The organism is Bacillus sp. FSL K6-4563 (assembly GCF_038630405.1).
Classification (GTDB): Bacteria; Bacillota; Bacilli; order Bacillales; family Bacillaceae; genus Bacillus; species Bacillus pumilus.
The window spans coordinates 1,481,615-1,504,370 of record NZ_CP152030.1 but is presented as its reverse complement, the minus strand read 5'-3'; the positions used below and the strand labels follow the sequence as shown (position 1 = coordinate 1,504,370).

Here is a 22,756-nt window from a genome sequence, read left to right as displayed (position 1 = left end):
TTCAATCTTTTTGAGTCTAAAGACTCAAAAAAACTACCTAATGATATTAGGTAGTTACTTTAATAAGGCATCTCCAGTTCGTTCATCGGTAATTAATACATGAATTAATCCACCTGCTAATGCCGCCCGAATTGCTTCAATTTTTTCTTCGCCACCAGCGACACCTATGACAAGTGGAATTTCTTTTAGCTTTTGGGGGCTTATGCCCATCACCCGGTCGTTCCATGGGTGGGGATATACTTCCCCTTGATGATCAATAAAGTTATAGCAAATGTCACCTGCTACATCCTTTGCTTGAAGGATGTCCTCTTCACCGCTTGTCATATAAGATTTCACCATCGTTGAATGCTGCGGAACACCACCAATTCCGACAACCGCGATATTTGATGATTCTCCTAGTTCAATCACTTTTTTGATTGACGGCTGCCGGATCAGTACATCTTTCGCTTCTTTCGTATCAAGCATGACAGGTACATGTAAAAACTCACATTTAGATTTGAGCGCCTCTGTGCATCTCGCAATAATATAGTTGGCGTGGATATCGACATCTTCATTTCCCACACCTCCGACAAGCGGAACAAATGTCACGGATGGATAGTGCTGAACAGACGTAACCGCTTTCGCCATCTCATGCAGCGTTGTCCCAGAGGAAAACCCAATAACTTGTCCATCCTTCATCACTTTTAATAAAAAGCTTGCCGCCGCGGCACCGATTCGGCTTTTGGTTGTGTCTTTGCTGAGTGTTTCCACACAGACGACTTCTCGGAGCCCATATTTACGTTCTATTTTTCTTTCTAACGATCCATACTGTTGGTTGACTTCATCATGAATAATGATTTCCACGATTCCTGCTTCACGTGCTTTTGCCAAATATTTCGATATGAGCGAACGGCTAACCCCAACCGCTTCTGCGATGTTAGATTGAGTGGCGCCTTCTTCATAATACATATGCGCAACCTTAATGAGCAGCCTTCTTTCATCATGGAATGTCATAATAACCCTTCTTTCCGCTTAAGTGTTCCCTAACAAATGCTATCTAAAATAACATTTGTTAAAGACAGATTAAATGAAAAAAATAACAGAGTCAATACTAGAGGAGTGTTCTCTCATAAGAATGAAAAAAGCCGCCCATGAAGCGGCGGCTTTAAAAGATGTTTTTATTCATTTGTTTAATGGCTGCTTTTTCAAGCCTAGAGACTTGTGCTTGAGAAATCCCGATCTCTTCGGCAACTTCCATTTGCGTTTTGCCCTGGAAGAAGCGTTTGCGAAGAATCATTTTTTCCCTGTCGTTCAACCTACGCATGCCCTCTTTTAAGGCCAATTCTTCCACCCATTGTGTGTCTTTGTTCCGTTCATCACTAATTTGATCCATCACATAAATCGGATCTCCTCCGTCATTATAGATCGGTTCAAACAAAGATACAGGATCTTGAATCGCATCTAGGGCAAAGACAATTTCCTCATGAGGCACTTCCAGCACTTTGGCAATGTCTTCTGCTGTTGGCTCCTTGCTTGTCTCACTAATCAGCCTCTCACGGACCTGAAGTGCCTTATAGGCAATATCTCTTAGCGAGCGAGACACCCGAATCGGGTTGTTATCACGCAAGTATCGACGGATTTCTCCTATGATCATAGGAACCGCATAAGTTGAAAATCTGACATTGTGGCTTAAATCAAAATTATCAATTGATTTCATTAATCCGATACAGCCTACTTGGAAGAGATCGTCGACATATTCGCCTCTGTTGTTAAAACGCTGAATCACACTTAAAACCAACCGTAAATTGCCATTGACTAGCTTTTCTCTTGCTGTATCGTCACCCTCATCTTGCAGCTGTCTGAACAATTTTCTCATCTCGTCGTTTTTCAGAACAGGCAACTTGGAGGTGTCGACTCCGCAGATTTCCACTTTATTTCTGGACACTTTTTTCCCTCCCTACAGGAGCTGTTGTACAAAGTTCAGTATCTCCTTGGGATGGAAAAATATGCACGAGCGATGACGAGAATCATGAAAAAAAAGGTTGTTTCCTTTGACAGTGCAGGGACAGAGCTTTTTAAAAAAATTTTTTAGACCATTTTATTAAATTCTTTTTGTAATCGTTTAATAATTCTTTTTTCAAGCCTCGAAATATAAGACTGTGAAATCCCAAGCATGTCAGCGACATCTTTTTGGGTTTTTTCCTCACCACCAATTAAGCCAAATCTTAGTTCCATGATCTGCTTTTCGCGGTCATTTAATTGCTCGAGCGCTTTTTTCAGCAATTTTTTATCTACATTTGCTTCAATATCGCGTGTGATAATATCATCATCTGTTCCAAGTACATCTGATAAAAGCAGTTCATTTCCGTCCCAATCAATGTTGAGCGGCTCATCAAACGAAACTTCTGACCGGATTTTATTATTTCGACGTAAGTACATCAAAATCTCATTTTCAATACATCTCGAAGCATATGTTGCAAGCTTGATCTTTTTTTCTGGGTTAAATGTATTGACTGCTTTGATCAGACCAATGGTTCCGATACTGATTAAATCCTCAATATTAATACCTGTGTTTTCAAATTTTCTTGCGATGTAAACGACTAAACGCAAATTTCTTTCAATCAGAATCGCTCTTGCGGTTTGATCACCCTTTGGTAATTTGACAAGCAGCTCCTGCTCTTCATCCTTTGATAATGGAGGCGGGAGCGCTTCACTTCCACCAATATAATAAATTTCATCACTCTTTAGACCTAGCTTCATGAGGAGTTTATACCAGTAGTAAGTGAGTTTAAATTTTAATTTTTTCATCTTCTTCTCCCTTCTAAATGTCAAGTTGACCTCGTAAGATAAAAGACATCACCAAAAACTACGACACCCCCTGGATGATTTTCCCGTCTAACATATCTGGATGAATGATGGATTGAAATTCCTGATCTGCCGATAAACCGCTGAGACTCAACCCAACAAAACACTTAGCTGGCTGAATCATATGCGTCTTTGAATAAATGAAGACTGTATCTGGTTTTAGGCATAGTAGAAAGCCGTGATCATGACCGACCGCTCGATATGGAACAAGTCTTAATCGATCAAGAAGAGGAAATTGATCATCGATCTTTTGCATGACTTCAACAGGATGAGACTGTTTCATGAGCTCTATAAATGGCTCTCCGCAAATGGCCGTTAGCTGGTCGGCCTGGACGATCATGACAGGTGTTTTTGTCATAGGATCATACAGCTGGTTGCCAGAATCGACGAGTCCCTTTAAACGGATGGTCTCTCCATGAATGTGTATTTCCACAAGCACTTGTTCATCAACCTGTCTTTTTTTCGTACCCACCTCGCCTAATCTTTTCTTTGAAAACAGCCAAATCGCAGGAAACCCAGTTAAAACAAAAAGCCAGCTAATCGGATCACCAAAGCCATCATTTTGAGAAATCAGCAGGCCATCTTGAATCACTGTATTGGTTTGCAAAAATGAATGAACCCCGATCATGCCTCCTCCCATCAAAAATGTTACAAAGTAAAAAGCAAACAGATTTTGAAAAAAGGAACGAAATCTTTGAAAACCAAAGGTTGCAAGAACAATGAAGACAGAAAAAAGTAGTTTGCCTAAAGGGTGTGACACAACCATTGCAAATGGTGTAAAGAGCAAGAGAACAATGCTCGATCCAATGAGAGCTCCTAACATATATCGCCTTTTTTTTACTTGTCGTTTGAGAATAAATGCAGTGAGTAAGAGAAGCAATAGATCAAAACAAAAGTTTAACAGCCAAATCACATCTAAATAAATGACCACCTTCTGCTCCTTTCATCTGAAACAAAGAATCAAAAGCAGTACTTGCACTTGTTTGTACCAGTATAAAACAGTCATGAGATGGAAGTCTGTCAATTCTTGTTGGGGATGATAGAGAACTTTTGGTGGATTGTTATTGTTTTTGTCGAGGAATGAGAGAGAGTATTCTTCTGGACAAGCCTTCAAACAATTGTTGAAAGAAAAAAGACACGCTCCAAGAAGTCGTGTCTTTTGTTTAAGTTACTTTTCATTGATGTTTAATGTGCCTGAAGCTTTTTGTCTTGTGACATTTCCATAATCATCTCGTACAATTACTTCAATGACCGCACCTTTTGCTTTGGCGGTAGAAGTAGCAGTCCAGTAGCCTTCATACGTTCCGCTCGATACTTCGCGAAGCGGCAGCTCTGTAGTATTTTGAAGCTTTGATCTCGCATTTGTCAGCGGCATGTGAATGACAAACGTTGCGTCTAGCTTTTCTCTGCTGTGAAATGAAATTTTAACAGACTCCCCTGATGCCAGATGGACATTCTCTGCTGGAGTCAGCTTAGAAATCTCAGGTGCCTCGTATTGGACATCGATATTGATTTTTTTAGTTGTTTTGTTTCCTGCTGCATCTTTCGCTGTGACTTTGATCATATTTTTCCCGTTCTCAAGCAGTATTCTTACGGAATACTTCCCTTCTTTTATGGTTGCCTTTTTTCCATTTACGGTGACTTGATCAAGATGATCATCTGTCACCTTTCCTTCTACAGTGAGCGATTCTTTATTCGTCTTTTCCCCTTTTTTCGGTGTATCGATAGTGAGCGCTGGCGCTGTTTGATCAATGATTACCTTTACTGGTGTAGATCGTTTTGTTGCACCTTTATCCGTAACAGTTGCAGCCGTGAATACATGCTCTCCACTTGAAACTGTGACCTTTTCTTTGAAGGCGCCTGACTGATCTGCTTTCACTTTGGCAATCTCTTCGTCGTTTTGATAGATCGCTACATCAAGCCCAGGAGAGGCTTTGCCTTCAATCTCCAGTTCATCTTTGTTCGTAATGACGCCTGCCTTTGGAGATGTAATCTCTGGCACATCTGCTTCATAGTCAACAAGCGCACGAATCATATAATTTCCCTCTTCTTTTGGAGAAGGAGAAAATGCACCGCTTGTCAGCTGCCAGCTTCTTTCAGCATTTGGTCCATCTTCATCAGTTGCAAGCCCTGGAGATTCCGTATTCTTTTTCGTTTGAATATAGACAAGATAGAAATCTCCATCCACCGTAATGGCTTGATCTTCTAAATCTACTTTTGTCCATTCCCCATTACGCAGCGCTTTTGCTTTTAGAGGTCCTGCCATTTTCTCCCCTGGAGCTCCGTTCTTCCCAGAAACGTCATACACTTCAACTGCAAATTCATTCCCTCCAGGAGCTGGCCACTCTGATGACCAGAAACGGAAAAGCCCTCCTGTGAGTTGCGCTTGTTTCTTCCCCTTTTCTAATGAAAACTTCACAGCCCAGCCATTGCCAGGATCATAGAAGGCTCTCGCATTTTCAGCTGTTCCATCATCGTAGCCAATTTCCCCAGCAAAGCCGATGAATGGCTCTAGCTGAATGTTTTTTCCAACTGGCTTTTCTGTCACATCTGCTGTAAAAGAATATCCTTTAAATCCTTTGGCAAATACTTTGACGGTATAGACACCGCTCAATGCCTCTAGAGAAAATTCGCCAGATTCATTTGTTTTCACCGGCTTAATTTTCGCATCCTCTACAAGATAAACCGTGGCATCCTTTATCTTTTCACCCGTTGTTTCGTTGGCAATTGTGCCAGATATCGTTCGTTTCTTTAGTGGCTGTAAGGCGAAATTCGCCTCTGCCGTTTTATTTGAAGAAATATGGACGGTTTGTGTGCGTGATTCAAATCCGTAAGCTTCCGCTTTCACTGTGAATTTTCCTGCACTGTGAGGAAGCTGATATCTCCCTGTCGCTTCATCTGTGTACGTTGACTTGCCGCTTTCAAGAACACTAATTTCCGCTTTCATTGGAAGAGCTTTGATGGACGGACCAGCTAGATTTTTTTCCTTTTTCAATTCTTTTATGTTCGCAGGCTTCTTATGTGGGTGTACCGCCTTATCTTTTTGAGTCAAGGCTTGATCTGTTATTTTCATATCATCTAAATGAACATCTTCGTTTGTCACCTGTCCTTCAATCATGCCAATTCCATCTGTTAATGCCGTAATCGCCTCTCTTGCATCAACTAAACCTGCCCCATAGCCATTGTTTGGGGATTCCGGGAATTGCTGATCAGTTAACGGCTTCGCTGTATCAATCAGAATTTGTTCAATCTCTTCAACAGAAAGATCTGACTGTGCTTGGCGAAGAAGAGCCACAACAGCTGAAACATGCGGACCAGCCATCGACGTCCCATTCCAGCCATCCTCATACCCTTTCCCAGGAATGGATGAACGAATGTTTACCCCTGGGGCGGCAATGTCTGGTTTCATGCCACCATATGGAGACGGACCTTGCAGCGAGAAAGACCCCAATTTGTTATCTTGATCCGTAGCACCCGTTGCAAAGACCTCTTGATAGTTCGCAGGATTCGCAATAGATCCTTCACCACCAGGGTTGAATAAATCGGTATTGCCAGCTGAAAACTCTGGGAAGATGTCCGCCGCTCTCCAAGTATTGACGACATCTTTATACCAATCATCTAGGCCAGGTCCACCTCCCCAAGAATTATTGACAACATCTGGTGCCTTTTCTGGATGCGGGTTGCCGGCCTCATCTTTTGGTGCTAAAATCCACTCACCTGCGTCAAGCAGATCAGCATCTGTCCCACCATCTTCTGAGAAAGCTTTCACCGCAATCCATTTTGCGCCCGGTGCGACTCCGATTTGATTCTTTCCATCTGGCTCAGAGCCAACCATCGTTCCCGTTACATGTGTACCATGCTCTAAATCATCATATGGCGCTTCAGATCCTGTCGTAGCATCGTACCAATTGAATTCATGAGTTGGTTCATTCGGATGTGCTGGATCAAATCCGCGGTATTTTTCCTTTAAAGCAGGATGATCCCATTCCACTCCTGTATCAATACTTGCCACAACTGTACCAGTACCGTCATAACCTAAAGCCCACGCTTCTGGAGCATGAACTTGAGAAATGTTCCACTCGACTCCACCTACTGCTTTCATTTGTTTTTTCTGCTTCGTCTTCAAATCAACCGGCCGGTGAATTTGACGGGTTTCATTTGGCAACACTTGATCTACTTCTGGGAAGGCAGCCACCTTTTCCATGACTTCTTTCGTTCCCGTCACCGCTAAACCATTCACAATATAGTACGAATGAATCTCCTTCACTTGCTTTTTCTTTTGTTCCTTTTGTAAATACGTAAGGAGCGCTTCCTGCGTCTTTTCAGACGTTGCTCTTAATTCGGATACGACAGCTGATCTTTTTGTGTATTGCGTTTTAGCCGCTGTTAATTTCTGTTTTTCGGCTTTGATCACCGCTTCCTTCGCCACATTTTGCGTATTTGTTTGCTCTTTCATTTTGATTAAAAAAGTCACCTGATCATCCTGCTGAAACTGCTTCATTAATCTAGATGAGATCTTTGCTTTTGTAGTCTTAGAGGAGACAGCTTCCTCCTGATATGAGGTAGAAGTCGATGTTGCTTGAACCGTCCCAAAGCTTGTCATCGTTAAAGTACCAATCACCAAAAGACTCATCAAACGATAGCCGGCGGTCTTGCGAAACTTCAATTTCAATCAAATCCCTCCTCCTCAAATGTCCAAACAGAGTATAGGTCCCACTCCTTTCCTTCTGTTGTTCATGACAAGATTCATGGTGTTCTATTTAATGTAGTCAAATAAAGTTCATCATTTTGTCGTTTTTTGTAAGAGGGAGTAAAAATGATTCTTTTTTCTTAAACACCATAAGTCAAATTACATATGGAAATTGAAGTAGCTTTCACGTATTTATGACTTTTTGATTAGAAACCCTTATAAGTTGAGACATAAAAAAACCCCTTCCAATGGAAGGGGTTAAGCTATACTCGATTAGCGTTTATTGCGGTTGCGTAAGAACGTTGGAATGTCTAGCGTATCATCACTTGATTGTGTATTTTGTCTTGGCTGAGATGATGGCTGTTGATGTTCTTCACGTTTTACTTCACGTTTTTGAGGAATGGATTGATTTTGCTTTAATCCTTGTCCTAATGGGTTTCTTTGTGATTTTGTCACTTCTGGTTCTTGCTCAATGAATCCAGTAGCGATCACAGTCACCACAATTTCATCTTTCAAGTTATCATTGATAACAGACCCGAAAATCATGTTTACATCTTCGTCAGATGCAGAAGCCACAATATCCGCCGCTTCTTGCACTTCATAAAGACTTAGGTTCGTTCCACCCGTAATGTTCATGATGACACCTTGAGCACCATCGATTGCTGTTTCTAGAAGTGGCGAGGAAATGGCTTTCTTCGCGGCTTCCGCAGCACGGTTTTCACCTGTTGCGACACCAATACCCATAAGAGCTGAACCTTTATTGGACATGATGGTTTTCACGTCAGCAAAGTCAAGGTTAATCAGACCTGGTGTTGCAATTAAATCTGAAATCCCTTGAACACCTTGTCTAAGCACGTTATCTGCCGCGCGGAATGCTTCCAGCATTGGCGTGTTTTTATCAACAATTTCAAGCAAGCGATCGTTTGGAATCACGATTAATGTGTCAACGGCTTCTTTCATAGAAGCAATTCCTTCAACTGCTTGAAGCTGACGCTTTCTTCCTTCAAATGTGAAAGGACGAGTCACAACTCCAACTGTCAATGCACCAGAATCTTTTGCGATTTTTGCAATGACAGGTGCAGCACCCGTACCAGTTCCACCGCCCATACCAGCTGTAACGAAGACCATGTCTGCGCCTTTTAATACTTCTTCAATCTGCTCTTTGCTTTCCTCAGCAGCTTTTTTACCGACTTCAGGATTCGCACCTGCTCCAAGCCCTCTTGTCAGCTTAGCACCGATTTGCATTTTAGTTTCTGCTTTTGATAGATTTAACGCCTGTGCATCAGTATTGACTGCAATAAAATCGACACCTTGTACGTCATTTTCAATCATTCGGTTGACAGCGTTATTCCCGCCGCCACCTACTCCGATTACTTTAATTGATGCTAGGCCGTCTATATTTGTTTCAAACTCCAACATGCTGAATCCTCCTAATCCGTCGAAAATCTAATTCTATTCCCAGAACATATTAAATAGTTTTTTCATTTTGCCCGGTTTTTTATTTGTCTCTTGTTGTGCTTTTTGTTTTACTTTCGGTCTTGGCTGCGCTTCTTTCACTTGTGGTGCAGAAGAAACCGGCTCCATGGATGCGCCTACTTCATGAAACGCCTCATCTGGCATTTGGAATCCAACTTGTCTGCCCTGAATCTTTGCATTGCGATAAGCAAAATGGATCAGACCCACTCCTGTCATATATTGAGGCTCTCTCACCCCGATATAATTCGGACTTGCAATCCTGACATTGTTTTGCAAGACTGTTTGTGCAAGAGAAAGGATACCTGGAATGGCTGCCTGTCCACCTGTTAGAACGAATCCACCAGGCAAATCATGGACACCCATATTTCTTAATTCCTCTGCCACAAAGAGCAGGATTTCTTCCAGCCGCGCTTCAATAATGTTAGCCGCATCAATTTGTGTATACGTTTGTTTTTGATCGGTACCGATCACAGAAACTTCAAATGTCTCCTCAGTCGATGCCTCATCATAAAACGCATGCCCAAATTGTTTTTTGATTCGTTCAGCTTCTTCAGTGGAAGTTCTAAGTCCTATAGACAAATCTTTTGTTATGTTCTCTCCGCCCAAAGGGATACTGTGAGTAGAATAGAGATGCCCGTTTTCAAATACGGAAATCGTTGTAGATCCGCCGCCAATATCGACAAGAGCTACCCCAAGATTTTTTTCATCTTTCGATAATGCTGCCGAGCCCGATGCGAGTGGCTGCAAGCATATATCCAGTATTTCAATTCCAGCTCTTTCTACACATCGGAGCCAGTTATGTAGAATCGTTTTAGAACCTGTAATTAACGATCCTTCCACCTCTAGCCGAACACCAAGCATTTTTTTCGGATCTGTGATCTCATCTCTTCCGTCGACGATAAATTGTCTCGGAATCACGTCTACGACGAGATGTTCTTGAGGAATAGATACTACTTGTGCAGCATCTAAGACACGTCTCACATCTTCAGCATGTATTTCTTTGTTTTCACTAGATACTGCGACTACGCCGCTCGTATTCTGAATATGAATGTGGTTTCCGTTAATTCCGACAATCGCCTTTTGTAAAGGAAAACCTACCATTCTCTCAGCCTGTTCAAATGCTTGTCTAATAGAATGAACTGTCTCATCTATATCAACAATCGATCCTTTTTTTAACCCCTCTGAAGGGACATTTCCAACACCTATAATGTTAAGCGAATCATCCGCCATTTCTCCGACGATGACTTTTATATTGGATGTACCGATGTCAAGGCTGACGTAAATTTCATTGTTGTTCATTCTATGGCACCTCCTCACATATCAATACTTTCTATTCTATTATTTGCTGAACAACAATACAATGAATGTGTTTTTACAAGTGTGTAACAAAACTTAAAAAATCAACATTTTTTATTAGGATTACTGAAAATATTCGTTACATCATATGTATATCCTTTTTTATGACTCACTTTTTTTCTTTTTTTCTCTAGAAATTGTCCATTTTGTTAGGAGAATTCTTCTAATAACTGCTATATTTTGAAACAATCTAACGCCGAATGCAAACATTCCGACTAAGTACAAGTCTACACCAAGATGGACGCCCAGAAAAGCTAAACTTATTGCCAGTATAATATTAAAGAAGAAGCCTGATACAAACACTAGTTCATCGTATGCCCCTTGCAGATGTGCCCGGATTCCACCAATCAATGTATCAAGCGCAGCAAGTACAGCGAGGGAAAGATAATTAGAATACTCATTCGGTATCGTAAAATTAGTTAAGAAACCGATCGCAACTCCTATGATTAAGCCAAGTACAGGAAGCCACATTAAGATTTTCCCTCCTTTACATCATCAAGAGGCTTCAATTCGTTTACTTGAATTGCACCGTCATATGCTTTTAAGTGGATTTTTTTCTTCGGCTGGCTCATACTCAAGCTGAAGTTTTCCTGAGCAAACAAATCACCAATATCTGATACATTTAAACGGCTGTATAATTTGTCAGCCTGCTCACTAATTATTTTAATGGTGACTTCATCACTATCTAGGCTGTAGCCATCCATTTTTGTCGTGCCATTAATATCTCGAATGACACTTGTATTAATGACACGGCGATCATTGATGGAAATATGTTTTGCCCCAAACATATTGGCTTCATTCATTAACTTTTTCAGAAGATCAGGTGGGATATTTTTCACTTCTTCTCCGGTAAGGTCCTTGGAAAAAAGCTGAGATATTTCAATTTCAATCCCCTCCCCTTCCACTTCTGTAAAACCAGCCTTTTCTTTTAAATCCTTTAATGTTTTTGTTAATTGTGCTTCTTTTGATCGGTCTCCTTGATGACCATATTTTTTTAGCATCTCGTCGTATTTATCAATTTCTTTGAGCAAATCCAATTCCTTACTTTTAGATGCAGATAAATCCTCTCTCAGTTCCCACACATCACGAGTATCACGAACTTTGGGCTTTTGTAAGGAATTAAATTGGATGGAGACCATGATGCCAAATATGATCATTAAAGCTGTTAAACTAAGTAAAGGCTTCTTTTTCCTCAACACCACTCACCTTTTCACTTTTAATCTTTGTTTCTTAAAAGAGGGTTCATACGAATATCCGTTTTCTCGATCGTCATTGAAATGTGATCACTTGTCAGCTGATCGACCACTCCCCCTGCAATATTTAAAGCAGGTATTAACACAGCTGGATCACCAATAGCAGATATGACAAATGGTGCTGGATGCTGAACACCATCTACTGTGACAACTGGACCGTTACAATGTATGTATGATTGGTGTGTGATTCTTTGCCCATTAATAGATACAGCAGAAGCCCCTGATATAAATAGTTCGTTTATCACATGAAAAATGTGGCTCTCATGCACAATGTAATTATTAACATTTTGTCCACTCGGGATATAAGATGCATCTTCAAGATACACTTTTACCCCTTTTCCTTTTACACCGATCTCTCCTGTAAACATTCTATATTTCTCAACATCTTCCAGCACATTAAAATATTGCTCTTTTTCATTTTTCAAATTGGACTCCGTTGCTTGTACCTTTGATTGAAGACTATATAATTCTTTTTCGAGTTTCTGATTCGCCTTTTCTTGCGTTGTGAGCTGACTTTTCAGAGAGTATTCTTTTTTCCATTGCTCTGTTCGAATGACATCTGCCTGATGCTGCTTTGTATATTGGTATGAAAAAGAAATCAGAAAACCAAGAACAAGCATGACAATCGAGAATATAACTGTTTTGCCTCTCAACGCTCATCTTCCTTTTTCTTAGATTTAAACGCTTCGAAATACGTAGCGACTTCCATATGGATTGTGCCTTTTTCAGATGATGAAAGTTCTTTTACAATGGCTGGATAGGTTTTCATTTTATCACCGAATGTTTTAATTGATGCAATCACAGTGTTTCCGTCATTCATATAAAATTTAACTAGCCACTTGTTTGAATTGGTCGGCACATAATATATTTCTGAGATGAGCTCCTGAATAGAGGCTGGTAGTTGATTTAAAGATTTAACAGTTTGCTTCAGCTTCTCCTTATTGTCCCAATCGACAAAAATAGGTCCTGCATGACTCGGTGTCACTTCTTCTGGTAAAGCGGTCCCATTTTCAAGAAGCTCATAATATAGATTTCCTTTTTGAAGATACGCAATATTTGCATATTCTTTGACAGCAATACTCACTTTATTTGGGAAATGCTTTTTGATACTGACACTTTTAATCAATTTATTTTGTTTCATATGATCTGCTGTTAAATCTTTATTTAAATTCCAAAACTCTGTTTCGCCTTCTTTAATTTGTGAAAGTTTAACAAGCTGTTTTGTTGAGACATGCTCGTTACCTGTGATGGTTAAAGAAGAAATTTTGCTGATAGGTGTCTGCAAATAAATAATAATTAAAACCATGATAAAAAACAGTAGTATAAAAGAGATCAGTCTCCGATTCGCTTTTTGCTTCCTTTGTTCTTTAATTTTAGGAATTCGCTCTTCTATATTGACGATCTTTTCATTTTCATGATCAGGCCGCATATATACTCTTCACCTCATTCAAAGCTGCTTGTCCACACCTTTGGGTCATCATTTTGATGAGAAAACAAACGGCATTCTTTCATGCCGTTTGTTTTCCTCAGATGCCATCATTCATAAAAACTAGCTGTTAATTTTCTTCACCGATAATTTCTACTTCTGTATGCATCTCTACGTTGTAGTCTTCTTTAATTTTCTTTTGGATGAACTGAATTAAGTCCAGCACGTCTTGAGCAGTCGCTCCACCAGCGTTGACAATAAAGTTGCCGTGCATATCAGAAATTCTAGCTCCGCCGATTTGGTATCCTTTTAAATTCGCTTTTTCTACAAGCTGTCCTGCATATTCAGGCAGCGGATTTCGAAAAATACTGCCAGCACATGGCCGGTTATAAGGCTGAGTTTCTTTACGATAATCTTTATTTTGCTGCATCTTCTTTGTGATTTTTTCGCGGTCATCCTGCTTGAGCTTAAACACAGCTTCTAAAACAATGCCAGGTCGTTCCTTTTGTAGGACTGACGTTCGATAGCTAAAATTCATTTGTTCATTTGTGAGCCACTCGATGCTTCCATCTTCAAATAAGATTCTGGCTTTCACAAGAATCTTACTGATATCAGATCCATGTGCACCTGCGTTCATATAAACAGCGCCTCCAATAGATCCCGGAATACCAGCTGCGAATTCCAGTCCTGAAAGCCCCTGTTTACTAAGTGATGTCGCGAGCCTTACGACAGAGTAGCCGCCGCCTACTGTAATTTCTTCATCATTTACAGTTAGGTGATCCAGTCCAGCACCTAACTTTAGGACAACTCCTCGAATTCCCTTATCAAGGACAAGTAAATTAGATCCTCTTCCAATGACCGTCCAATTCGTATGGTGTTTTTTCACATGATCCATGATCATTTTCACTGCATCGATATCTTTTGGGATGATCAAAAGATCTGCTGGTCCGCCTATTTTCATTGTTGTATGATTTGCAAGCGGCTCATTTTCAAGTACTTTACCAACTTGCGCTTCTAATAATTCATTCTTCAAGTTCTCCATATTATCCTCCGCCTTACCTAATATCATTCCATCATGTAGTTGTAATTTCTTTTAACACATTATATAAACGTGTAGCCGCATCTGGTACTCCGAGTTCTTTCGTTAAACGGCTCATTTGGTTGAGTTTTTCTTCATTACCAGCAATTTCATCAATGGCATGCAGCAAACGATCCCCTGAAAGCTCTGATTCTCTTAAAACAATCGCAGCATCATGTTTTTCAAGTGATCTTGCATTGATTTCCTGATGATTTGCCGTCACGTATGGGCTCGGAATAAAAATGGTTGGGATTCCAAGAGCCGTTACTTCAGCAATTGTTGTAGCTCCTGCTCTTGCAACAATCACATCGATCGATTTCAGGTACTCTGGCATTTGATGCAAGAAAGGTTTGGTGATCATATTAGGTGCTGCACCTTTTTCCTTTAGTTCATTCAACACTTTTTCATAATGAACCTCACCTGTGATATATAAAAGCTGGTAGTTTTTAGCCTTTAAATCATCTTGCATTTCGATCACTGCTCTATTGATAGGAGCAGCACCTCGACTCCCGCCGAAAATAAGAACCGTTTTTTTCTTTTCATCGAGCCCGAATTCTTTAAGAGATTTCCCCTCTTTTATAGAGACGACTTCAGAGGCTCTAGGGTTTCCCGTAAATACAACCTTTTCAGAAGGAAAATGTGCCTTTGCCTCATCAAAGCATATGGCTACCCTATTAACATATCTCGCTAGGAACTTATTTGTAATACCAGGCAGGCTGTTTTGTTCGTGTATAATGGTCGGGATCTTCAGCTTAGAAGCCGCATAAACAACAGGCCCACACACATAACCGCCTGTTCCAATAACCGCATCAGGCTTGAATTCTTTTAAGTAAGATTTGCTTTTTTGAACGCCTTTTAAAAATCTCATCACCGTTTTGACGTTATCAAAGGAAAGCTTTCGTTTAAAACCAGAAATTTCTATTGCCTTGAAAGGGATATTTTCTCTTTCTACAATTTTCTTTTCAAGTCCATTTTCAGTACCGATATATAAAAATTCCACATCAGGATGCAGTCTTTTCACTTCTTTAATAAAGGCTAAGGCCGGATAAATATGTCCGCCTGTTCCGCCTCCACTGATTACTATACGCATTATACCATTTCCCCTCAATTTTTTTCTGCTCTGAACAAAGTATAAACCCTGTTTTAAACAACAGGGCTCCATTAAAACCTGTAAAGAAGAGTCAAAATAAACGTTTTCGAAACAAAAACTGTCATTTTCACTCTTCAAATCATTTTTTTATACTTTTGCAAAATAAACGTCAACATGGTTTCATTAGCTTCAGCACGCTAATATCTTGCGTACCTGCTGACATTCAAAAGTACGCCAATCGCCATCAGCATTAATGTCAATGATGAGCCGCCATAACTAAGGAATGGGAGCGTGATACCTGTCACAGGAATAAGTCCAGTGACAACTGCGATGTTAATCATTACTTGAATGGCAACCATTGAAATAATACCAACTGCTAGGAAACTCCCATATAAGTCTGGGGCTCCAAGTGCTATTCGTATGCCTCTCCATAATAGAACACTAAAGAGGAGTAAAATGAGTGATCCCCCTATAAAGCCAAGCTCTTCAGACAATATCGCAAAGATGAAGTCCGTTTGGGGCTCAGGTAAATAGAAGAATTTTTGTCTACTTTGACCAAGTCCCATTCCGAACAGACCACCTGGACCAACAGCGTATAAGGACTGAATAATTTGAAACCCACTGCCTAGTGGATCTTCCCAAGGATTTAAATAAGATGTAATTCGTTTTATTCGGTAGGGTGCTGATAAGACAAGTGCAGCAAACCCGCTGAGCCCTATAAGACCGAGAAATATAAAGTGAGCAATTCTCGCACCTGAAACAAATATCATAATAATACAGGTTCCAACCATCACCGTTCCTGTTCCCAGATCCGGTTGAAGCATGATGATGGCAAATGCAGAAAATACAATGCCTAAAGCTGGGGCAAAACCTTTTCGAAAGGATGTGATATTTTTTTGCTTTTCAGATAAGAATTTTGCAAGAAACGCAATCATCGCAAGCTTCATAAATTCAGAGGGCTGAATACTAAACGCACCGACACCGATCCAGCTTCTTGATCCATTTCTCTCCATACCGATACCAGGAATAAGTACAAGCAGCAAAAGGAGAAAACAAACAGCAATCAATATCTTTGACCAAGTCCGCCACGTCCAATAATCGACTCGCATAATGAAAAACATTGCGATAACTCCGATTCCGGCAAACAAAAGCTGTCTTTTTGCAAAATAAAACGAATCATCAAATTTATACGATGCCCACACTGCACTAGCGCTGTACACCATAATTAAACCAATCGTCAATAAAAGTAACGTAATGACAACAAGCAAAAAATCCGGAGAAGTTTTCTTATTCGTCAAGAGACCGACACCCCAAGCATAATTTCATTTGGGCTGTCAGTCATATGAGAGACAAGCCCTTATTTAAGCATATGCACGGCGTTTACAAACATGTCTCCACGTTCTTCAAATGTTTTATGTTGATCCCAGCTTGCACAAGCCGGAGATAATAAAATCACGTCTTCTTCTTCAGATATGTTAAACGCCGCAGGTACTGCTTGTTCAACATTATCGACATGTTTTACGTGATGTATTCCAAGCTCTTCACCAAGCTTCACAAACTTAGGTGCAGTCTCACCAAATGTGATAATTCCTTTTACATGTTTCATAAAAGGTTTCAACTCATCAAATTCATTGCCTCGATCAAGTCCACCTGCTAATAAAATAGTCGGTTGTTCGAAGGCTGACAATGCTTTAGTTGTTGCCAGTATATTGGTCGCCTTGCTATCGTTATAAAATTTCCGACTCTGAATTGTATCTACAAATTGCAGACGATGCTTCACCCCACCAAATGTGGTGAGTACGCGTGTGATCGCTTCATTTGAGCAGCCTGCATTTTTTACAACACAAATAGCTGCCAGAATGTTTTCTTGATTATGCTCACCAGGAAGGACAACATCCTTTACATCAATGATATGTTCATTCATGTAGTAAATTGCACCATGTTGAATAAACGCACCATGTTCTACTGGCTCTTTCACTGAGAAAAACACTTTTTTTGCTTTTGAACCTTCTGCTAGTTTTACAACGGAAGGATCATCTAGGTTAATTACAGCGATGTCATCTTCTTGTTGATGTGCGAATACTTTCTGCTTTGCTTTTTCATATTCATCACGAGTGTGGTGATAATCTAAATGTGCATCAAAAATATTTAATATTAAGCTGATTTTAGGTCTAAATTCAACTGTTCCCATTAACTGAAAAGAAGAGAGTTCTGTTACGATCCACTCATCGCCAGCTGCATTTGCAGCGACTTCACTGGCAACTGTTCCAATATTACCCGCCACTAATGTTTTTTGGCTGTCTTGTTTCAGCATTTCATAAATCAATGTCGTGGTAGTGGTTTTTCCATTCGATCCAGTAATCCCAATAAAAGGAGATGAGGTTAAATGATACGCTAATTCTATTTCCGTCCAAACTGGAATTTGGCGGCGAAGCGCTTCTTGAACCATCACATTTTCATATGGAATGCCTGGATTTTTAATTAAAATTGTAATGTCTTTATCTTCGAATATACGAAGAGGATGACTGCCACAAATGACATCAATCCCCTTTTCAGAAAGTAGCTGAGCAGGTTCATTTTCTTCAAACTGTTTTTGATCATTTACCGTCACATTTACTCCATGTTCATGAAGAATTGAAGCTGCCGCATATCCGCTTTTAGCAAGACCTAATACTAGTACATGTTCGTTTTTTAACATTTGCATCTTATTCAATTATAACCACACCTCGATGTAAATTCCTAAAACAGCAAGTAATAAACCAGCTGTCCAGAAGGTGACAACTACTCTCCACTCTGACCAGCCAACTAACTCATAGTGGTGATGAAGCGGACTCATCTTAAAGATTCTTTTGCCGGTTGTTTTAAAGGAGATGACTTGAAGAATAACGGATAACGTCTCAACAACAAATACTCCACCAATAATGACAAGTAAAATTTCAAGCTTCGTTAAAATCGCAATTGCTACAATGGCTCCGCCTAATGCTAGAGAACCTGTATCACCCATAAATACTTTTGCAGGATGTGCGTTAAACACAAGGAAGCCAAGAACGGCTCCTGCAACAGCTACTGAAAAGATCGCTACATCATACTGGGATTGATTCCAAGCCAGTATAGCAAATGCTCCGAAAGCAATAGCAGCGGTTCCAGATAAGAGGCCATCCAGTCCATCTGTTAAGTTTACGGCATTAGAACCTCCGACAAGCATGAAAACAACAAGGATAAAGTAAGCCCATCCTAAATCAAAGCTGACGTCTGTTCCTGGAATGCGAATCGTCGTTGCAAACTGATAATAATGGAAAACTGCATAAAAGATCACAGCGATCACAATTTGACCGATTAATTTCTGTTTCGATGTTAATCCAAGATTTCGTTTCATCGCTACTTTAATATAATCATCTAAAAATCCTAATAGGCCGTAACCAAGTGTGACAAATAACAGTAAAAACATTTCTGGACTAATCTCAGAAAATTTGTTGATCATCACAATTGTTGTAATAGTGATAGAAAAGATAATCATGATGCCGCCCATTGTCGGCGTCCCAGATTTCTTTTGGTGGGACTGCGGGCCCTCTTCTCTAATACTTTGACCAAATTTTAGTCTTCTTAAAAACGGTATAAAAATCGGGGATAAAAGAACACTGATTAAAAATCCCATTATGATTGTAAACAATATCACCTGTTCAAGCATCGTTCTTTACTCCTTCCGAATTTCCAAAGCCGTTTTCCATCAGAAAATTGCATTCATTATTATGGTATTCATTCGCGTTCTTCGTATGTTGTTTTTGTACAAAATGCTTCATTTCATTACACTCTTTTCATCATTTTAAGATTTGTTTAGATCTAAAATAGCGTCAATAGCAACCTTTGCATCATCAAAGTCATAGACTTGATCGTCAATAATTTGATAGGTCTCATGGCCTTTACCGGCTATTAAGACTGTATCGCCTTTTTTCGCATTGGCAATGGCAAAGAAGATCGCTTGTTTTCGATTCACAAAGCTATGATAATATGCGTCTGGTACCCCGTTTTCCATATCTTTTAAAATGGCTGAAGGATCTTCGCTTCTTGGGTTGTCTGATGTAAATACAGGTTCATCTGCATATTTCACAGCGATTTGAGCCATTTGAGGACGCTTTGTTTTATCACGGTCGCCGCCGCAGCCAATCACGCAGAAAATTTTGCCCTCTGTTAATTCTTTACATGTTGTGAGGACATTTTCTAAACTATCAGGTGTATGTGCGTAATCGACGATGACAGGGAAGTCTTGATCGCAGTTTACAAGTTCAAATCTGCCCTTGACTCCTTCCAGCTCTTCAATCGCACTCACGATCGTCTCAAATGTTAAGCCAGATACGATCCCAACTGATACAGCTGCGAGGATATTATACACATTGAACTTTCCGACGAGGGCAACCGTCACTTTCTTGGTGCCGATTGGAGTGACCAAATCAAATTGAGTTCCCTTCGGCATGATTTGAATATTTTTTGCCATGACATCTGCTTTTCGCTCTAGGGCATATGTCATGACTTCAGCAGCTGTAACTTTTTCAAAATAACTCGAAGCCTCATCATCTGCATTTAAAATCGCATGCTTCGGTTTATTGTGATGAAAGGCACTTCCGAGCTGAGAAAACAGCAAGCTTTTCGCATGTTTATATTCTTCCATTGTGTTGTGGTAGTCAAGATGGTCCTGCGTAAGATTTGTGAAAACAGCAATATCATAATCACATCCATGCACCCTGCCAAGATGGAGGGCATGTGATGATACTTCCATGATGGCTGTGTCTACATCTTGATCAAGCATCTGTTTAAACGTTTTTTGAAGTGTGACACTTTCAGGTGTGGTGTTTTTCACGTCGAGAATGTCATCATTCACCTTCATATACATCGTACCGATTAAGCCTGTTTTCTTCTCGGCTTTTCTCATCATTTGTTCGATCATATGTGTTGTTGAGGTTTTTCCGTTTGTGCCTGTGATCCCGATGAGATTCAGCTTATGAGTGGGCTGTTCATAAAACGCATCAGCTATTCTTGCAAGTGCTCTTTGAGAGTGTTTCACAATAATGACTGGTACCTCTGTTATGTTAAGAGGGTGTTCTGCTACAATGGCAGTAGCCCCACTTTTCACCGCTTTTTCAGCATAATCGTGTCCATCTACTGTATAGCCTTTTATACAGACAAAAAGGCTTCCCTTTTTCACCTCTCTTGAATCCATTTCAATGGAAGTGATATCAGGATTTTCGTTTATCAATTCGTTGTTTTCACTTTTAAAGTATGTAAGCAGTTCTTGTAATTTCATTTTCATATCAAACCTCTCAAATTCGTTCACGTGCATGTCTTGTGAAAAAAACACACAGTCTATATTTTATCGTAAAAAAAAGGATACATCCAGCGTATTCCTTAAGTTTCTGTTGGAAAAAACACACTTTAGACTCTTTTTTTCAAACTCGCCTTCTCTTTCAACAAAAAGAGGCAGCCAAATGAGTGCGGCTACCCTCTGTTCATTCTTTATTATTCATCGTTTAAGTATAATCTGATCGTGGAGCCTTCTTTGACCTTTGTCCCAGCAGCAGGTGATTGCTTCACTACTTTACTGCCAGTTCCTGAGGCATCGATCTTTAGGTTGATCAAGAGGGATTCAAGATCTGAAACAGATCCTCCTACAAGATTCGGTACTTCAATGGTTTTTGTGTCCAGCCACTGATACTTCTTTTCAATTTGGCCTTTTCTTTTTTTCACACCCATCTCAGGCAGGCTATCCCGCATAATATGACCAACAATTGGTGCGGCAACGGTACCACCAAATTGAATGGTGCCTTTTGGGTTATCCACAGCTACATAGACTACGATACTTGGGTCATCTGCAGGCGCAAATCCGATAAACGACACAATGTGGTTATTCTCCATATACTTTCCGTCCTTTACCTTCTGTGCTGTTCCTGTTTTTCCGCCAACCCGATACCCTTCAACAAATGCATTTCGGCCAGTTCCTTGAGCGACTACACTTTCAAGTGCATACCTGATTTCTTTAGATGTCTCTGCTGAAATCACTTTCTTTTTGGCAATCGGTGATTGCTTTTTCACAACCTCTTTTGTGATTGGATCTATCCATTCTTTTGCAATATAAGGCGTGTAAAGTGTACCGCCATTTACTGCAGCTGCTACTGCAGCTACTTGCTGAATTGGCGTAACAGATACACCTTGACCAAAGGCGGTGGTCGCCTGCTCTACAGGACCTACACGATCAAGCGGGAACAAAATGCCCCGTCCTTCTCCTTGAAGGTCAATTCCGGTTTTTTGGCCAAATCCGAAATTTTTGATATAAGAAAATAATTTTTCTTTACCAAGACGGTCTCCTAGCTCTACAAAGCCGGGGTTACAGGAATTTTGAACTACTTCCAAGAATGACTGTGATCCGTGCCCGCCTTTTTTCCAGCACCTGAGTCTTGCACCATCAACTGCCACAGATCCGCTGTCAAAAAATGAATCGCGTTTTAAATTCACTTTCTTCTCTTCTAATGCTGCTGCAAGTGTAATAATTTTAAATGTCGAACCCGGCTCATATGTGCTCCACACCGGAAGATTTCGGTTAAACACTTTTGAGTCAACTGATTGATAGTCAGCTGGATCAAAATCTGGTCTGCTTGACATTCCTAGCACTTCACCATTTTTCGGATTCATCGCAATCGCAATCATACCATCTGGATTATACTTTGCCTGCGCGTTGTCTAATTCCCGTTCTATGATGGTTTGTACTTTTGCATCGACTGTTAATTTCATATCAAGACCATCTTTAGGCGGTGTATAATCGTCTGCTTCATCTGGCATTTTCTGCCCTTTTGCATCAGAATAAAACTTCACAGACCCTTTTTCGCCTTTTAGGTCATCGTCATAGTAGGCTTCAAGTCCAAGTAAGCCTTGATTATCGATTCCAGCAAAGCCGAGTACATGTGAAAGAAAGCTGCCAAACGGATAATGTCTGATGCTGTCTTCTGCTACATACACGCCTTCTAAATCAAGCTCTCTTACTTCTTTTGCTTTTTCATGTGATACCTTTCTGCCCTCAGGAGAAATTCGTTCAATTGATGTTTTTTTCGTGACGTGCTTGTACGCTTTTTCTTCAGACATATTCAGCACAGCTGCCAATTTCTTGCTTGTTTCTGCGGGATCTTTAATTTGCCGAGGGACGACCAAAATAGATGGAGCACTTTTGTTCGTCGCAAGCTCTACCCCATTCCGGTCCAAAATATCTCCTCGTTCTGGTTCGAATGGAAGATTTCGGCTCCATGAATCTTTTGCTAAGCTTGTCAGCTTCTCACCCATAATAAACTGCACATATCCTAATCTAGTATCTATGATGAAAAAAATGATCACCCCAAACAGCAGCACGAAAAGCAATCGTTTTCTCACTGTTACACTCGACACTCGCACGCCCGGTTCACTCCTTACATATGGCTTGTTTTCATCATATGCAGGCCCGTCCTTTTGTAGAACGCACCGTGATATTCTGCTGGAGCAAAAGAAAAAACCTAGCAAGTGATTT

Annotated in this window: 18 protein-coding genes; all 18 read right to left on the bottom strand. The window is 40.3% G+C overall.

The genetic code is table 11. The annotated features are described in order from the left end of the window. Positions 1-54: 54 nt before the first annotated feature. Positions 55-993, bottom strand: coding sequence for a sugar-binding transcriptional regulator (locus MHH54_RS07460; RefSeq protein ID WP_050945093.1), 939 nt, complete (start codon positions 991-993; stop codon positions 55-57). 151 nt (positions 994-1,144) lie between these two features. Further along, entirely contained in the window at positions 1,145-1,924 is a 780-nt protein-coding gene (gene sigG, locus MHH54_RS07455; protein ID WP_003211879.1) for an RNA polymerase sporulation sigma factor SigG, read from the bottom strand. 143 nt (positions 1,925-2,067) lie between these two features. Further along, entirely contained in the window at positions 2,068-2,787 is a 720-nt protein-coding gene (gene sigE / locus MHH54_RS07450; protein ID WP_003211142.1) for an RNA polymerase sporulation sigma factor SigE, read from the bottom strand. 58 nt (positions 2,788-2,845) lie between these two features. Further along, positions 2,846-3,775, bottom strand: a complete 930-nt coding sequence (gene spoIIGA / locus MHH54_RS07445; protein WP_003211533.1) for a sigma-E processing peptidase SpoIIGA — start codon at positions 3,773-3,775, stop codon at positions 2,846-2,848. Between the two features lie 237 nt (positions 3,776-4,012). Beyond that, the gene (locus MHH54_RS07440; protein ID WP_342500830.1) at positions 4,013-7,516 is read right to left on the bottom strand and encodes a S8 family serine peptidase; all 3,504 of its coding nucleotides are present in this window, start codon (positions 7,514-7,516) and stop codon (positions 4,013-4,015) included. Between the two features lie 291 nt (positions 7,517-7,807). Beyond that, positions 7,808-8,953 (bottom strand): cell division protein FtsZ, encoded by a 1,146-nt coding sequence (gene ftsZ, locus MHH54_RS07435; RefSeq protein ID WP_003211613.1) that lies wholly within the window; start codon positions 8,951-8,953, stop codon positions 7,808-7,810. Between the two features lie 33 nt (positions 8,954-8,986). After that, positions 8,987-10,309 carry a cell division protein FtsA gene (gene ftsA / locus MHH54_RS07430; RefSeq protein ID WP_342500829.1) on the bottom strand — a complete coding sequence of 441 codons (1,323 nt, stop codon included), beginning with the start codon at positions 10,307-10,309 and terminating at the stop codon, positions 8,987-8,989. A 159-nt stretch (positions 10,310-10,468) separates the two neighbouring features. Beyond that, positions 10,469-10,837, bottom strand: coding sequence for a small basic family protein (locus MHH54_RS07425; protein WP_003210988.1), 369 nt, complete (start codon positions 10,835-10,837; stop codon positions 10,469-10,471). Then, a complete protein-coding gene (locus MHH54_RS07420; RefSeq protein ID WP_003211224.1) occupies positions 10,837-11,562 on the bottom strand; it encodes a DUF881 domain-containing protein in 726 nt (241 codons plus the stop codon). Before MHH54_RS07420 ends, MHH54_RS07425 begins: the two co-directional genes overlap by 1 nt. Positions 11,563-11,582: 20 nt before the next feature. Then, positions 11,583-12,272: a DUF881 domain-containing protein gene (locus MHH54_RS07415; protein WP_342500828.1), complete on the bottom strand. Its 690-nt coding sequence runs from the start codon at positions 12,270-12,272 to the stop codon at positions 11,583-11,585. Further along, positions 12,269-13,048, bottom strand: a complete 780-nt coding sequence (locus MHH54_RS07410) for a cell division protein FtsQ/DivIB (RefSeq protein ID WP_003211861.1) — start codon at positions 13,046-13,048, stop codon at positions 12,269-12,271. Before MHH54_RS07410 ends, MHH54_RS07415 begins: the two co-directional genes overlap by 4 nt. Positions 13,049-13,175: 127 nt before the next feature. Beyond that, positions 13,176-14,087 (bottom strand): UDP-N-acetylmuramate dehydrogenase, encoded by a 912-nt coding sequence (gene murB, locus MHH54_RS07405; RefSeq protein ID WP_342500827.1) that lies wholly within the window; start codon positions 14,085-14,087, stop codon positions 13,176-13,178. A gap of 31 nt (positions 14,088-14,118) precedes the next feature. Then, positions 14,119-15,213 carry an undecaprenyldiphospho-muramoylpentapeptide beta-N-acetylglucosaminyltransferase gene (gene murG / locus MHH54_RS07400; protein WP_003212323.1) on the bottom strand — a complete coding sequence of 365 codons (1,095 nt, stop codon included), beginning with the start codon at positions 15,211-15,213 and terminating at the stop codon, positions 14,119-14,121. A 197-nt stretch (positions 15,214-15,410) separates the two neighbouring features. Continuing rightward, positions 15,411-16,511, bottom strand: a complete 1,101-nt coding sequence (gene spoVE, locus MHH54_RS07395) for a stage V sporulation protein E (protein WP_003212197.1) — start codon at positions 16,509-16,511, stop codon at positions 15,411-15,413. Positions 16,512-16,570: 59 nt separating this feature from the next. Beyond that, positions 16,571-17,926, bottom strand: a complete 1,356-nt coding sequence (gene murD, locus MHH54_RS07390; protein ID WP_034619929.1) for a UDP-N-acetylmuramoyl-L-alanine--D-glutamate ligase — start codon at positions 17,924-17,926, stop codon at positions 16,571-16,573. Continuing rightward, a complete protein-coding gene (gene mraY, locus MHH54_RS07385; protein WP_003211854.1) occupies positions 17,927-18,901 on the bottom strand; it encodes a phospho-N-acetylmuramoyl-pentapeptide-transferase in 975 nt (324 codons plus the stop codon). It abuts the gene before it with no gap. A gap of 135 nt (positions 18,902-19,036) precedes the next feature. Next, positions 19,037-20,512, bottom strand: coding sequence for a UDP-N-acetylmuramoyl-L-alanyl-D-glutamate--2,6-diaminopimelate ligase (locus MHH54_RS07380; RefSeq protein WP_034620041.1), 1,476 nt, complete (start codon positions 20,510-20,512; stop codon positions 19,037-19,039). Positions 20,513-20,724: 212 nt separating this feature from the next. Further along, entirely contained in the window at positions 20,725-22,644 is a 1,920-nt protein-coding gene (locus MHH54_RS07375; protein ID WP_034619930.1) for a stage V sporulation protein D, read from the bottom strand. Positions 22,645-22,756 lie beyond the last annotated feature (112 nt).

Excerpts from the sequence above, each read along its gene's own strand:
- MHH54_RS07460 (WP_050945093.1), bottom strand. The coding sequence starts at position 993 with ATGACATTCCATGATGAAAGAAGGCTGCTCATTAAGGTTGCGCATATG.
- sigE (WP_003211142.1), bottom strand. The coding sequence starts at position 2,787 with ATGAAAAAATTAAAATTTAAACTCACTTACTACTGGTATAAACTCCTC.
- ftsZ (WP_003211613.1), bottom strand. The coding sequence starts at position 8,953 with ATGTTGGAGTTTGAAACAAATATAGACGGCCTAGCATCAATTAAAGTA.
- ftsA (WP_342500829.1), bottom strand. The coding sequence starts at position 10,309 with ATGAACAACAATGAAATTTACGTCAGCCTTGACATCGGTACATCCAAT.
- MHH54_RS07425 (WP_003210988.1), bottom strand. The coding sequence starts at position 10,837 with ATGTGGCTTCCTGTACTTGGCTTAATCATAGGAGTTGCGATCGGTTTC.
- MHH54_RS07410 (WP_003211861.1), bottom strand. The coding sequence starts at position 13,048 with ATGCGGCCTGATCATGAAAATGAAAAGATCGTCAATATAGAAGAGCGA.
- murB (WP_342500827.1), bottom strand. The coding sequence starts at position 14,087 with ATGGAGAACTTGAAGAATGAATTATTAGAAGCGCAAGTTGGTAAAGTA.
- murG (WP_003212323.1), bottom strand. The coding sequence starts at position 15,213 with ATGCGTATAGTAATCAGTGGAGGCGGAACAGGCGGACATATTTATCCG.
- mraY (WP_003211854.1), bottom strand. The coding sequence starts at position 18,901 with ATGCTTGAACAGGTGATATTGTTTACAATCATAATGGGATTTTTAATC.
- MHH54_RS07380 (WP_034620041.1), bottom strand. The coding sequence starts at position 20,512 with ATGAAATTACAAGAACTGCTTACATACTTTAAAAGTGAAAACAACGAA.